We start from the raw sequence: 12,624 nt of genomic DNA, 5'->3' as shown, positions 1-12,624 counted from the left end.
TATGTCTAAAAATTAAGGGTGATAATGAACGTGGTCGTGATCATGGTCGTGGTCGCCGACGATTTGATCCACCACATAGTCAGGCACGCCATCGAATGGAATCGTGACCTGCTGGCTATTTTCGCCTTCTGCCGTGCGCAGGCTCTTGACTGTTGCCGTCGCGTTCGCGACTTCGTCTTCGCCGATGATGACCGCAAACGCGGCACCACTGGCATCGGCCTTTTTCATCTGCGACTTGAAGCTGCCACCGGCGCTCGCCGATGCGCAATGTAGCACAACATCCAGCCCGGCACTGCGCAATCTTTCTGCCATTACAAAGGATTGCAATTGCGCAGCCTCGCCCTGATGGACCAGATAGATGTCGCATTGGTTCGGCGCATATTGCTCACCGTTGGCTTTCATCAGCTCCAGCAAACGCTCAACTCCCATGGCAAAACCGCAGGCTGGCGTCGGCTTGCCGCCGAACATTTCGATCAGGGGATCGTAACGACCGCCGCCGCAAACCGTACCTTGGGAACCGAGCTGATCGGTCACCCATTCGAACACTGTACGGTTGTAATAATCCATGCCGCGCACCAGGCGCGGATTAATCGTGAACGGAATATTGTTGTGGTTCAGGATCTTTTGCACGCCTTCGAAATGCGCACGCGATTCTTCACCCAGATAGTCCAGCAACTTGGGAGCAGCATTGACCATATCTTGCATCGTTGGATTCTTGGTATCCAGAATGCGCAATGGATTCGAATGCAGACGACGCTGCGCATCCGTATCGAGCAACTCTTTGTGTTGTTCGAAGTAGGCAATCAGATCGGTGCGATGCTTGTTGCGCTCTTCTGCATTACCGATGGAGTTAAGCTCCAGGCGAATGTCTTCCAGGCCGAGATCATCCCATAGACGCTGACACATCATGATCAGTTCAGCATCGATATCCGGGCCGGTGAAACCCAGCGCTTCGGCGCCGACTTGATGGAACTGGCGATAGCGGCCACGTTGCGGACGTTCGTGACGGAACATCGGACCCGCGTACCAGAGACGCTTGGGGCCATCGTAAGTCAGGTTGTGTTCGAGTGCCGCGCGCACCACGCTGGCGGTATTTTCCGGACGCAGGGTCAGGTTGTCGCCGTTCATGGAATCGGTGAAGGAATACATTTCCTTCTCGACGATATCGGTAACTTCGCCCAAACCGCGCGAGAACAAGGCGGTCGGCTCAACGATAGGCGTACGGATTTGCTGGAAGCCGTAACTCTTCAACACCGACTGCACGGTATTCTCAAACAATTCCCACAACGGCGCATCAGCAGGAAGAATGTCATTCATTCCTTTGACGCCGACGATTTTTTCGATTTTCTTGTTTTCAGACATGCTTGTATTCAGTAAGTTATGTCGCCGACGATGCCCGGATTTTTCCAGGAGGCCGACTACCACCGCGACCTCAGGCCGCTGTTTGTTTGCTGTAATGCGATTGCACGTATTCCAATACGATGGACTGGAATTCCTCTGCGATGCGATCGCCACGCAGGGTCATACGTTTTTCGCCATCGATGAAAACAGGTGCAGCGGGAGATTCGCCTGTTCCTGGCAAACTGATACCGATGTTCGCATGCTTGGATTCACCAGGGCCGTTCACGATACACCCCATGACAGCCACGTTCATGCTCTCGACGCCGGGATAAACGCCCTTCCAAACCGGCATCTGCTCACGCAGATAGGTCTGGATCTTGTCCGCCAGATCCTGGAATACTGTCGATGTTGTGCGGCCGCAGCCAGGGCAAGCAATCACCATCGGCGTAAACTTGCGCAAGCCCATGGTTTGCAGAATTTCCTGACCGACGATGACTTCACGAGTACGGTCACCGCCCGGTTCCGGCGTGAGCGAAATGCGGATGGTGTCGCCGATACCTTCCTGCAACAACACCGACAACGCTGCCGTGGAAGCAACGATTCCTTTGCTACCCATGCCGGCTTCGGTCAAACCCAGGTGCAAAGGATAGTCGCAACGGTTCGCCAGCTCGCGATACACAGCGATCAAATCCTGCACACCCGATACCTTGCAAGACAAAATAATCTTGTTGCCATCCATGCCCAGTTCTTCGGCACGCTGGGCGTTTTCAATCGCCGATGTCACCAGCGCTTCATACATCACCGCTTGTGCGGGCCATGGTTCTTTACGCTGGGCGTTTTCATCCATGATGCGCGCCAGCAGTGCCTGATCCAGGCTACCCCAGTTGACGCCGATACGCACGGGCTTATCGTAACGACAGGCGACTTCGATCATCTGTGCAAACTGGGTGTCGCGCTTGGCGCCCTTACCCACGTTACCCGGATTGATACGGTATTTCGACAACGCCTGTGCGCAATCGGGATAGTCGTTCAACAGCGTGTGGCCGTTGTAATGAAAATCGCCGACCAGCGGCACGTCCACACCCATACGATCCAATTGTTCGCGAATCGCCGGCACAGCGGCTGCCGCTTCGGGCGAATTAACCGTAATGCGCACGACTTCAGAACCCGCACGGGCAAGATCCTTGATCTGGATCGCCGTACCGATGGCATCGGCGGTATCAGTATTGGTCATCGACTGCACCATGACTGGCGCGCCACCGCCTACGACAACTTGCCGATCACCATAACTGATGACGGCACGACGGCGTTGGCGGCGAGCCAGCGGGCCTGATGCAATCGGAAAAGATGAAGATGACATACTTTATTTCAAACTTATTTCAAACTCAGACGCGCCACATTGCTGCTGCTAGTGGTCTGCAAATCCAGTTTGGAACCACGCAAGCTGGCATCAACACCGGCAGCATTGCCGATCACCAGTGTTACGGGTTCAGTAATATCGAACGACTCGGAGGTGCCGGCCTTCAACAGACGCGAAATCATGGTCGTCTTGTCGTTGCGGCGAATTTCAACCCACGAATCCTCACGGAACGTCAATCGCAGCAAATCTTTGCTGTTGCTGATACTCAACCCGCCTGTCACAGGAGACGCCGGATTTACCGGTGCCGAGGTAACGGTTGCTGCAGGTTGCGCAGGTGGCACGGATGCGGCGGGTTTCTCTGCTGTAGCAGATTCAGGCTGAGGTGCAGGCGCCGAAACAACGCTGGCGACGCGTTCGGAAACATTCGTAATTGCAGAGCTCGTCGCGCTTGCTACCGCCGACTCAACCTTTTCCAGCTTGCTCTTATCCGAACCATCCTGAACTTCGGGCGGCAAATCCTGTGTTTCTGTAGCCTGGCCTTGCTGCGCCTGCGCTTGCGGCTCGTCTGTTGAACCTGCCTTGTTGGCGGCAGCTTTCAGCCAAGCTAATTGCGGCACGCCGCTGAGCAGATCCGTCTCATGGATGGCCACTGCTGCGCCGGCCAGGATAACCACCAAAATGCCGCCTATGATTAATCCGGGCGACATTTTGCTGCGATTCCCGAGGGGCAGCGGAGACTCCGAAAACGGTGTCGAAAGCGTACGTTGCGGCACAATTGGCTCGTTACCGACAGGACCTTCCTGCGGCAGCGATGCAACCAGAGCATTGGCATCCAGCCCAAGCAACTTGGCATAAGCGCGCACAAAACCTCGCACAATGACCAAGCCCGGTAACGCTGCGTAATTATCCGCTTCCAGAGCGATTACTTGCCGGGTTGCGAACTTCAGCTGGCTGGCAGCATGCTCCACAGACCAGCCTTTGGCCTGGCGTTGTGCGGCCAATAACGCTCCGGGTAATACGACCTGCCTTACCTCTTCTGCTCCCGACACGAACTCGGGGACCGGCGCTTCATTTCCCTGCTGATCACTCATCAAATGCTCCACGTTGATAAGCCGCGTATTCTGACGAAGACGGATAGCGGCGGCGCAACTGCACCGCCAGATCATTTTCGGCTGATTGATTGCCTAGTTTACGTTCAATCTTGATGGCAAGCCATAGTGCTTCTTCATTCAAGACATTATTCTTTGCTGCCAGACCGATATGAAAGCGAGCGCGCTCAAATTCATTCCGGCCAAAATACAGTCTGGTCAGATTCACATTCGTTGCAAAACTGGCCGACTCGTACTGAAAAGCACGTGCAAAATAGCGCTCCGCCGCCTGCGCATCCTGCAATTTGAGGCTACAAGCACCGGCATTGGCGAGTGCTTTGCCGGGCGACTGATATGCCACATTATCGATTGCGGAGTTAAAAAATGGCATCGCCTCGGCAGCACGTCCGTTATTGCACAGAAACCAACCGTAGTTATTGGCAAAATCGGGATTTCCAGGCGCCAGCTTCATCGCTTGCAAAAAATCAATCTCAGCTCGCCTTGCCTGCCCCATTTCCATGTAGGCGAGCGCTCTCACACTATAGGCATCCGCAAAATCAGGAACAGCCTGCAAGGCTCGGCCTGCTTCTTCCAGAACCACGCCAAACTGACCCTGCTGGTAGTAGCCGATTGCCAATTGCAGACGGATATCAGCCCGCGTCTGCGCGTCTGCACGCGTTGCAACACGAGGCAAACTGGGAACGGAATTATCCGGAATGAGGGCCGCAGCCTTGTCCGTTTTGGAAGAGGCACATCCGGTCAGGAGCAAAGCAGGCGCCAGCGCAGCGGCAACGACGCTTTTCTGCCAACCTCTCCTCACCCGGATATCTCCACGATGCGGCCAAAATCCTTGCCGAATTTTTGCTGATACTCGGTCATCTTCTGCATACGCTCCTGCACACGCGTACGATCTTTCACTTCGCCCGCCAATTGGCCACAGGCTGCATCGATATCGTCTCCACGCGTCTTGCGAATGGTTGTGACGATACCGGCATCCATCAAAATCTGGGCAAACGCCTTGATGCGAGGGTTATGCGAGCGCTTCAATCCTGACTCAGGGAATGGATTGAAAGGAATCAGATTGAATTTGCACGGCACGGCAGCCTTGCTGTCGCCACCACCCTGCACCAGCGCAACCAGTTCGCGCGCATGCGCGTCGCTGTCGTTGACACCATCGAGCATGCAGTATTCAAACGTGACAAAATCACGTGGCGCGAATTCCAGATAGCGCTTACAAGCAGCCATCAGCTCGTGCAGCGGATATTTCTTATTCAGGGGAATCAAACCATCACGCAGCGTATCGTTCGATGCGTGCAGCGACACAGCCAATGCCACAGGACATTCCTGCGACAGCTTATCGATCATTGGTACAACACCGCTGGTGGACAAGGTCACACGGCGACGAGACAGACCATACGCGTTATCGTCGAGCATCAACTTCAGCGCGGTAACGGTAGGTTCAAAATTCAGTAAAGGCTCGCCCATGCCCATCATCACCACATTGGTGATCTGGCGCTCGCCTTTCGGGCCGGCTTCGATGCCTTTGGTCTTGCGCAGCTCAAACTCGGCCATCCAGAGCTGACCAATGATTTCGCCGACGCTCAGATTGCGATTGAAGCCCTGCTTGCCGGTCGAACAGAAACGGCAGTTCACCGCACAGCCGGCCTGGGTCGAAATACACAGGGTGCCGCGGTTTTCTTCGGGAATGAATACGGTTTCAACGGCATTGCCATTGCCGACATCCACCAGCCATTTGCGGGTGCCATCGGTAGAAGTGTGATCACTGATGATCGCCGGCGCAGCGACGAAGGCGCGCGTGGACAGTTTTTCACGCAGTGATTTAGCGAGATCTGTCATCTCGGCAAAGTCGGCAACACCGTACTGGTGTATCCAACGTTGCAATTGTTTGGCGCGAAACGGCTTCTCACCCAACTCGCCACAGTAAGCGACGAGTTGCGCGGGATCCAGATCCAGCAGATTGGTGAGAGCTGTTGTCATGACATGTACCACTTTTCGTTAACCTTGATGCATAGATCACTAAACATCAAGGACAACTTGCTACAAATTAACGCGAATAGATGTTCAGCGCTGGGAAGAAATACGAGATTTCAACCTTGGCTGTTTCTGCTGCGTCGGAACCGTGTACTGCGTTTGCATCGATCGAATCAGCGAAATCGGCGCGGATTGTGCCTTTTTCTGCCTTCTTCGGATCGGTTGCGCCCATCAGGTCGCGGTGCTTCAGAATGGCGTTTTCGCCTTCCAGAGCTTGAACGATCACAGGACCGGAGACCATGAAGTCAACCAGATCCTTGAAAAAAGGACGCTCGCGGTGAACCGCGTAGAAACCTTCAGCTTCCGCACGCGACAAGTGAATCATGCGCGCAGCGATGATTTTCAGGCCGGCGTTTTCGAAACGGGAATAAATCTGACCGATCACGTTTTTCGCAACTGCGTCCGGTTTGATAATCGACAGGGTGCGTTCAATTGCCATGTGTAAAAACTCCAATAAAAAGAAAGGGTTAAGCCGTTAATCAATAATTCAATCAACCTTTGATTCTAGCATGAAAAGGTCATTTATCAGCCTAATTTGCTCGAAAGCATGACATTTTGACAAATACGAGAGAAAATCTCTCTTAGAACTTCACAGCCCCGAACATGTCCTACACATGACTGTCGTGCTATGCTTAGTTCGCATTTAACGCAACTGGAGGAAGAATGAGCCAATACCCACAAAACGCATTTGAATCTGTCAGCACCGGCGCCGTCGCACGCAACCGCGTGCTGCGCAACACCTACTGGCTGCTCGCATTGTCCATGATCCCTACCGTATTGGGCGCATGGCTGGGCGTGCAAATGCATTTCAGCATGTTCGCAGGCAGCCCGATGATCGGCTTCGTCGTGTTCATGGCGGTGGCGTTCGGTTTCTTTTACGCAATCGAAAAAACCAAGAATTCAGGACTGGGCGTCGCCGTTCTGCTCGGCTTTACCTTCTTCATGGGCCTGATGCTATCGCGCCTGATTGAATACACGCTGGGATATTCCAACGGCGGTACCTTGATCATGACGGCCTTCGGCGGAACAGCACTGATTTTCGGCGTCATGGCGACTGTTGCCACGGTATCCAAACGTGATTTCTCGGGCATGAGCAAGTGGCTGTTTGCCGGCTTGCTGGTTATCGTCGTCGCATCGCTGGCAAATATTTTCCTGCAACTGCCGGCCCTGCAACTGACGATTTCCGTCGTTGCCATCGCCATCTTCTCCGCTTACATCCTGTTTGATGTACAGCAAGTGATCAACGGCGGCGAGACCAATTACATCTCAGCAACACTGCGTATTTATCTGGACGTGTACAACGTGTTCGTCAACCTGCTGTCGATTCTCGGCATCTTTGGCGGAAACCGCGACTGACCGGTAATGACCAATAAAAAAGCCGACCTTCTGGTCGGCTTTTTTTACGCCTTCAGCTCAGCAAGGCAACGAGTGGCTCACTAATCCAAATCAAAAACCGCCATCGATTCCACGTGTGCCGTATGCGGGAACATGTTGACCACGCCGGCTAATTTCAGCCGATAGCCTCCACCGTTGACCAACTCACCCGAGTCACGCGCCAGCGTCGCTGGATTGCACGATACATACACGATGCGCTTGGGCTTCAGATGCGCATGCTGCTCACTCAGACCAGCAATGGCTTTGCACACTTCCAGCGCACCTTCGCGCGGCGGATCGATCAGCATCCGATCGAACTTGCCCAGCGCAATGAAATCCTCTGTCGTCGCTTCGAACAAATTGCGGCAATAGAACGACGTCTTCTCGGCGACATTGTTGACCTTGGCATTTTCAGCTGCGCGCTCCGTCAGCGCGGTGCTTCCTTCAATACCAACCACCTCTTTTACCATCGTAGCAATCGGCAAAGTGAAGTTGCCCAGACCGCAGAACAAGTCGGCCACACGATCTTCAGGCTGTGCATCCAGCAAACGCAAGGCACGCGCGACCAGGACGCGATTGATCTGATGATTGACTTGCGTGAAATCGGTCGGCTTGAAAGGCATGCGAATACCGAACTCAGGCAGCGTGTAGTGCAGATTCGACTGCGGCGGATAATATGGATAGGCGGTATCGGGGCCTTTTGGCTGCAACCACCATTCGACCTTGTACTCGTCGGCAAAAGCCTTCAACTTGACTTCGTCGTCGGCGCTGGGCGGCTCCATCACACGCAATACCATCACCGTCGTTTTCTGCCCGTCATCGCCCTCACCGATCGCCAGCTCGATTTGCGGCAGACGGTCGATAATAGTCAGGGATCCGATCAAATGGCGCAACGGCACCAACATGGCAGAAACGTTCGGCGGCAGGATTTCGCAAGTCTTCATATCGCTCACGAAGGGCGATTTTTTTTCGTGAAAGCCAACCAACACGGTGCCTTTTTTGACCACGTTCTTGACTGAAATCCGGGCGCGATAACGGTAGCCCCAGGTTGGCCCGTAAATCGGACGCAACATGGTTTCCGCCTTGAGCTTGCTGAGATGCCAGAGATTGTCTTCCAGCACGCGCTGCTTCATGGCGACTTGCGCGGAAGGCTCCAGATGCTGCATGGCGCAGCCTCCGCAAATGCCGAAATAGTCGCACTGCGGCTTGACGCGCAATGACGATTCGCGATGCAAAGCCGTCATCGTGGCGGCCTCCCACTTCGGCTTTTTGCGGTAGGAGTGGAAACTGACCTGCTCTCCCGGCAACGCACCTTCGACGAACACGACTTTGCCTTGGGTGCCATCTTCGTTCGCCAGATGGCCGACGCCGCGCCCATCCATGTCGAGGGCTTTGATATCGATAATATTTTGCTGCATAGAAACAATAAATACGGCCGCCGTCGCAGCCTTAAAAAACCAAAACCGCTATTGTCGGCGATCCGGGGATCAGAGGGAAGCTAAAACGCCACCGGCAAAGCTAGAACAGTGCATCCTTGCTGACACCGCGTGAAACCAGCGTGCGTTTGAGTTTGATCAGTGCCTCCTGCTGAACCTGGCGCACGCGCTCACGGGTAATCCCCATTTCGCTTGCCAATTGCTCCAGCGTTGATGGGTCATCATTGTCGAGGCCAAAACGGCGTGTGATGACAATACGTTGCTTGTCAGGCAAATTTTTGAGCCAATCCCGGATCAATATCGACATCTCATGCGATTCCGCCTGTGTGTCGGGATTTTCATCCCCCGAACCGGGCAACAGGTCGATCAGGCTGGCCTGAGGGTCGTTGTCCAATGGCGTGTCCAATGACGCCGCATGCTCAGAGAGCGTCAGCACGTCCTGCACGTCTTCCACCGGTCGATCAACCAGATGAGCGATATCTTCGGCAGTTGCGTCGCGGCCATCGTGCTGTTGCGCCTCCAGATGATATTTGGCGCGCAGGATTTGATTGAGTTCTCGCACCATATGCACGGGCAACCGTACCGTGCGCGCCTGATTCATAATGGCGCGCTCTATGCTCTGACGGATCCACCAGGTCGCGTACGTCGAGAAACGGAAACCGCGCTCCGGCTCGAACTTGTCGATGGCGCGCATCAAACCGAGGTTACCCTCTTCAATAAGATCCAGCAGGGCAACGCCACGGTTAATGTAATGCTTGGCGATCGACACAACCAGACGCAGGTTGTGTTCGATCATTTTTTGACGGGAAGCGAAATCGCCTTGCTTGGCCAGCGTGGCGAAGTACAACTCTTCCGGAGCGGTCAGTAACGGCCGGGTGCCGATCTGATTGAGGTAGTGCTGTGTCGTGTCAGTGGAGAGTTCTGCGGCGAGAACCTTTTTCAGCTCCTCGACACCCTCGATGGCGACAACAACTTCTGATTCGCCCTCACCGTCGGCAGGATCCCCCTCTTCAATCACTTCCAGATCGTCGGCAGCATCCATTGGCTCGACTGGATCGTCCGATCGGGACTCTTCATCTGGCAGTTGATCGTGAGGGCGTGGGCTCATACGCTAACGTGGAGGTAGGTATTTCGACGGATCGACAGGCTTGCCTTGTTGACGAATTTCGAAATGCAGCTTGACGCTGTCGCTATCCGAATTTCCCATCTCGGCAATCTTCTGTCCCTTGGTTACAGCTTGCCCTTCCTTCACTAAGATTGTCTTGTTGTGCGCATAGGCCGACAAGAGATTATTCGTGTGTTTGACGATGACCAGATTGCCATAGCCACGGATACCGCTACCCGCATACATGACCTTGCCCGCACCAGCGGCCAACACGGGCTGACCGCTCTTACCGGCAATGTCCACGCCCTTCTTGCCACCATCAAACGTCCCGACAACCTTGCCTTCTGCAGGCCACATCCAAGAGACCGCGTCATCGTCCGCCGCAGGCGCAGCAGCAGCCGTCGCCGGCTTGTCAGTTGCATGTGCAGGCTCAGTCTTTGTCGCCGCTTGCGGCGCTGCTGCCGGCGCTCCCGTTGTTGCCGGTGCCGCCGCAGCTACGCTGGTCGGTGCCGTGTCCGGTTTTTCCATTTCGGCCAGCGTACTGTCCGAATAAGCACGCTTGTCACCGCGCGGTCCGATCTTGTTGCTGCCGGCACCCGCGACCGGAGCTGCAACACCGTTGTTCGCCGCCGTCGACGCACCTAGCGGCTTGACCTCGATACCTGAACCCGATGCACCACCGACCACTACGGCGCCGGTTTGCACACCATCAGGCGGCGACACGCGCAGCACCTGATCGACCTTGATGTCGTTCGGATTGGTCAGGTTGTTCCAGGCGACGATATCGCGATAGCTCTGACCGGACTCCAGCGCGATACGGTACAAGGTATCACCCTTCTTTACGGTGTAATAACCTTTTCCTTCAGGACGCGCAGCTGCAACAGCTGCTGCGGGCTTGCTCGCGTCGACAACAGGCTTGGTGGAACTCCCCGTACGATCCACCACAGGTGCCGCGGTACGCGGCGTAGTCGAACACGCTGCAAGCAGACTGACGGTAATCCCCAACCAAACCAAACGATTTTTTTTCATGCTCATTACATTAATTTTGTACAACGATAACGTTGACCCGCGCTCTGCGCGAGAAGTTCATCGGGACAAGCAAGGCCTGATCACGCACCTTGCTGCCATTGGCTGTGCTGCTTATTCTGCTTATTCGATTTCTTGTTACACCGTGCCGGGACGCAAAGGCACGAAATGGCATTCTTCCAAGGTTTCGCTGGTCCATTCAAACTTGCTGATGCGCTCGATCAGTTGCAGCATTTGCTGACGCCCCCCAACCGGCGCCACCAGACGCCCGCCTATCGCCAACTGTTCCAGCAAGGCCTGGGGCACTTCCAGACCGGCCGCAGCAAGGATGATGCCGTCAAACGGCGCCACCTGTGGCAGACCTAGCATACCATCTCCGTAATGCAAGCGGATGTTGGCGATGCGCAGCGGGCGCAAATTGGTTTTGGCCAGTTCATGTAACGGTTTGATGCGCTCAATCGAATACACGTCTTTGGCAACCAGCGATAAGACCGCCGCCTGATAACCGCAGCCGGTGCCGATTTCCAGCACGCGGTCGAGCACTTTGCCCTTGTTGTTGTCGCGCATGATTTCAATCATGCGGGCAACGATATAGGGCTGCGAAATCGTCTGATGATGTCCGATCGGCAATGACGCGTCGATATAAGCCTGGCTCGATAGTGCCGGCTCCATGAACATGTGCCGCGGCACCGCTTCCATTGCAGCCAGCACCTTGGGATCACTCACCCCTTGCTTGGCTACACGCGCCACCATGGCTTTGCGAACGGCGTCCGACACCAGCGGAGCCTGCCGGTTGGCCGTCGGAATAGGTGTAGGCAAGGCGCTTCGCACAACTTGCTTGCCTGCAGGTTGAGCTGACTGCGCAGCCTTTGCAGCTTGTGCCTTCGCAGCCTGACGTCCCGAATCCTGAGCGGCGTTTCTGGTTGCCGTTTGCGGCGTCACGACAGTACGCGTCGGTGCAGCAAACTGCGTCGATGTCCGACCAGAAGCCGTCGTCGACGACTTGCCCTTCTTCTCGACCACTGAAGACAAGGACAAGGGGAAACGGCTCGATTTATCAGTCATGCCAATGCCTTCTTCAGATTGGCGAGTTGCGCGGTATGCGTCAGGTCAATCTGCAGCGGCGTGATCGAGACATGTCCCTGCGCCGTCGCGTGAAAATCAGTCCCCTCGCCGGCATCCTTTACAGCACCTGCTGGGCCGATCCAATAGATATCCTTGCCATGCGGATCGCGCATCTTGTAGACCGGCTCAGAGGTATGCCGCTTACCCAGCCGCGTAGCGACGCAAGGCTTGAGTTCTTCATATGGCAGATTGGGAATATTGACGTTCAGCAGATAAGGCTTGTCGAGTGCCTCGAACTGGCGCTCAACGATTTCACGTGCAATGCGCGCCGCGCTGTCGAGATGCTCCCATCCTTTGTGCAACTGAGAAAAAGCAAGCGCCGGAATGCCAAACAGGAAACCCTCGGTCGCCGCCGCCACCGTACCAGAATACAGCGTGTCGTCACCCATGTTTTGTCCCTGGTTGATCCCGGAGACGATCAGATCTGGACGCTCCGGCAACAAACCGGTCAAGGCAACGTGCACGCAGTCCGATGGCGTGCCATTCAGATAATAAAAACCGTTGTCGGCGCGCTCAACCCACAAGGGGCGATCAAGCGTCAGCGAATTGGAGCTGCCCGAACGATTGCTGTCGGGCGCGACCACGGTGATTTCGGCAATGGCAGACAACGCATCGGCCAGTGCCAGAATGCCTGGAGCCTGATAGCCGTCGTCGTTACTGATTAAAATTTTCATCCCGCCATTTTACCCGAAGCCCCCTGTCAAATTCGCAGAGAAA

General features: G+C 55.1%; 12 protein-coding genes. 1 reads left to right on the top strand and 11 read right to left on the bottom strand.

Going from position 1 to position 12,624, the window contains the following annotated elements:
• Positions 1–12: 12 nt before the first annotated feature.
• The 6 genes from hisS to ndk all read right to left on the bottom strand — a co-directional run bounded on the left by hisS (position 13) and on the right by ndk (position 6,280).
• On the bottom strand, positions 13–1,362 hold the full coding sequence (gene hisS / locus PQR63_RS04200) for a histidine--tRNA ligase (RefSeq protein WP_408165890.1): 1,350 nt from the start codon (positions 1,360–1,362) through the stop codon (positions 13–15).
• A gap of 70 nt (positions 1,363–1,432) precedes the next feature.
• Positions 1,433–2,701, bottom strand: a complete 1,269-nt coding sequence (gene ispG, locus PQR63_RS04195; RefSeq protein ID WP_408165888.1) for a flavodoxin-dependent (E)-4-hydroxy-3-methylbut-2-enyl-diphosphate synthase — start codon at positions 2,699–2,701, stop codon at positions 1,433–1,435.
• 14 nt (positions 2,702–2,715) lie between these two features.
• Positions 2,716–3,792, bottom strand: a complete 1,077-nt coding sequence (locus PQR63_RS04190; protein WP_408165886.1) for a RodZ domain-containing protein — start codon at positions 3,790–3,792, stop codon at positions 2,716–2,718.
• Positions 3,785–4,609 (bottom strand): type IV pilus biogenesis/stability protein PilW, encoded by an 825-nt coding sequence (pilW, locus tag PQR63_RS04185; RefSeq protein ID WP_408165884.1) that lies wholly within the window; start codon positions 4,607–4,609, stop codon positions 3,785–3,787. Before pilW ends, PQR63_RS04190 begins: the two co-directional genes overlap by 8 nt.
• A complete protein-coding gene (gene rlmN, locus PQR63_RS04180) occupies positions 4,606–5,787 on the bottom strand; it encodes a dual-specificity RNA methyltransferase RlmN (protein ID WP_408165882.1) in 1,182 nt (393 codons plus the stop codon). Before rlmN ends, pilW begins: the two co-directional genes overlap by 4 nt.
• A 67-nt stretch (positions 5,788–5,854) precedes the next feature.
• A complete protein-coding gene (gene ndk, locus PQR63_RS04175; protein ID WP_007877268.1) occupies positions 5,855–6,280 on the bottom strand; it encodes a nucleoside-diphosphate kinase in 426 nt (141 codons plus the stop codon).
• Between the two features lie 224 nt (positions 6,281–6,504).
• On the opposite strand from ndk, the gene PQR63_RS04170 reads away from it, so the two are divergent.
• On the top strand, positions 6,505–7,197 hold the full coding sequence (locus PQR63_RS04170) for a Bax inhibitor-1/YccA family protein (protein WP_408165880.1): 693 nt from the start codon (positions 6,505–6,507) through the stop codon (positions 7,195–7,197).
• 80 nt (positions 7,198–7,277) lie between these two features.
• Here PQR63_RS04170 and rlmD read toward each other — a convergent pair whose 3' ends face one another.
• From rlmD to surE, 5 genes are all read right to left on the bottom strand, one after another.
• Positions 7,278–8,633, bottom strand: coding sequence for a 23S rRNA (uracil(1939)-C(5))-methyltransferase RlmD (rlmD, locus tag PQR63_RS04165; protein ID WP_408165878.1), 1,356 nt, complete (start codon positions 8,631–8,633; stop codon positions 7,278–7,280).
• 100 nt (positions 8,634–8,733) lie between these two features.
• Positions 8,734–9,759, bottom strand: a complete 1,026-nt coding sequence (gene rpoS / locus PQR63_RS04160; protein ID WP_408165876.1) for an RNA polymerase sigma factor RpoS — start codon at positions 9,757–9,759, stop codon at positions 8,734–8,736.
• 3 nt (positions 9,760–9,762) lie between these two features.
• Complete coding sequence (locus PQR63_RS04155) at positions 9,763–10,785, bottom strand: peptidoglycan DD-metalloendopeptidase family protein (protein WP_408165874.1); 1,023 nt, start codon at positions 10,783–10,785, stop codon at positions 9,763–9,765.
• Between the two features lie 135 nt (positions 10,786–10,920).
• A complete protein-coding gene (locus tag PQR63_RS04150; protein ID WP_408165873.1) occupies positions 10,921–11,847 on the bottom strand; it encodes a protein-L-isoaspartate(D-aspartate) O-methyltransferase in 927 nt (308 codons plus the stop codon).
• A complete protein-coding gene (gene surE, locus PQR63_RS04145) occupies positions 11,844–12,581 on the bottom strand; it encodes a 5'/3'-nucleotidase SurE (protein ID WP_408165871.1) in 738 nt (245 codons plus the stop codon). The genes PQR63_RS04150 and surE overlap by 4 nt, the downstream gene beginning before the upstream one ends.
• Between the last annotated feature and the right edge of the window lie 43 nt (positions 12,582–12,624).

Source organism: Herbaspirillum rhizosphaerae (assembly GCF_046025915.1).
In the GTDB taxonomy this organism is placed as follows: domain Bacteria; phylum Pseudomonadota; class Gammaproteobacteria; order Burkholderiales; family Burkholderiaceae_D; genus Herbaspirillum; species Herbaspirillum rhizosphaerae_A.
This window is presented reverse-complemented; position numbering and strand designations above follow the sequence as displayed.

What these genes read in the sequence shown, in the direction of transcription:
- hisS (WP_408165890.1), bottom strand. Translation starts at nt 1,362, where the DNA reads ATGTCTGAAAACAAGAAAATCGAAAAAATCGTCGGCGTCAAAGGAATG.
- ispG (WP_408165888.1), bottom strand. Translation starts at nt 2,701, where the DNA reads ATGTCATCTTCATCTTTTCCGATTGCATCAGGCCCGCTGGCTCGCCGC.
- PQR63_RS04190 (WP_408165886.1), bottom strand. Translation starts at nt 3,792, where the DNA reads ATGAGTGATCAGCAGGGAAATGAAGCGCCGGTCCCCGAGTTCGTGTCG.
- rlmN (WP_408165882.1), bottom strand. Translation starts at nt 5,787, where the DNA reads ATGACAACAGCTCTCACCAATCTGCTGGATCTGGATCCCGCGCAACTC.
- ndk (WP_007877268.1), bottom strand. Translation starts at nt 6,280, where the DNA reads ATGGCAATTGAACGCACCCTGTCGATTATCAAACCGGACGCAGTTGCG.
- PQR63_RS04170 (WP_408165880.1), top strand. Translation starts at nt 6,505, where the DNA reads ATGAGCCAATACCCACAAAACGCATTTGAATCTGTCAGCACCGGCGCC.
- rlmD (WP_408165878.1), bottom strand. Translation starts at nt 8,633, where the DNA reads ATGCAGCAAAATATTATCGATATCAAAGCCCTCGACATGGATGGGCGC.
- rpoS (WP_408165876.1), bottom strand. Translation starts at nt 9,759, where the DNA reads ATGAGCCCACGCCCTCACGATCAACTGCCAGATGAAGAGTCCCGATCG.
- PQR63_RS04155 (WP_408165874.1), bottom strand. Translation starts at nt 10,785, where the DNA reads ATGAAAAAAAATCGTTTGGTTTGGTTGGGGATTACCGTCAGTCTGCTT.
- PQR63_RS04150 (WP_408165873.1), bottom strand. Translation starts at nt 11,847, where the DNA reads ATGACTGATAAATCGAGCCGTTTCCCCTTGTCCTTGTCTTCAGTGGTC.
- surE (WP_408165871.1), bottom strand. Translation starts at nt 12,581, where the DNA reads ATGAAAATTTTAATCAGTAACGACGACGGCTATCAGGCTCCAGGCATT.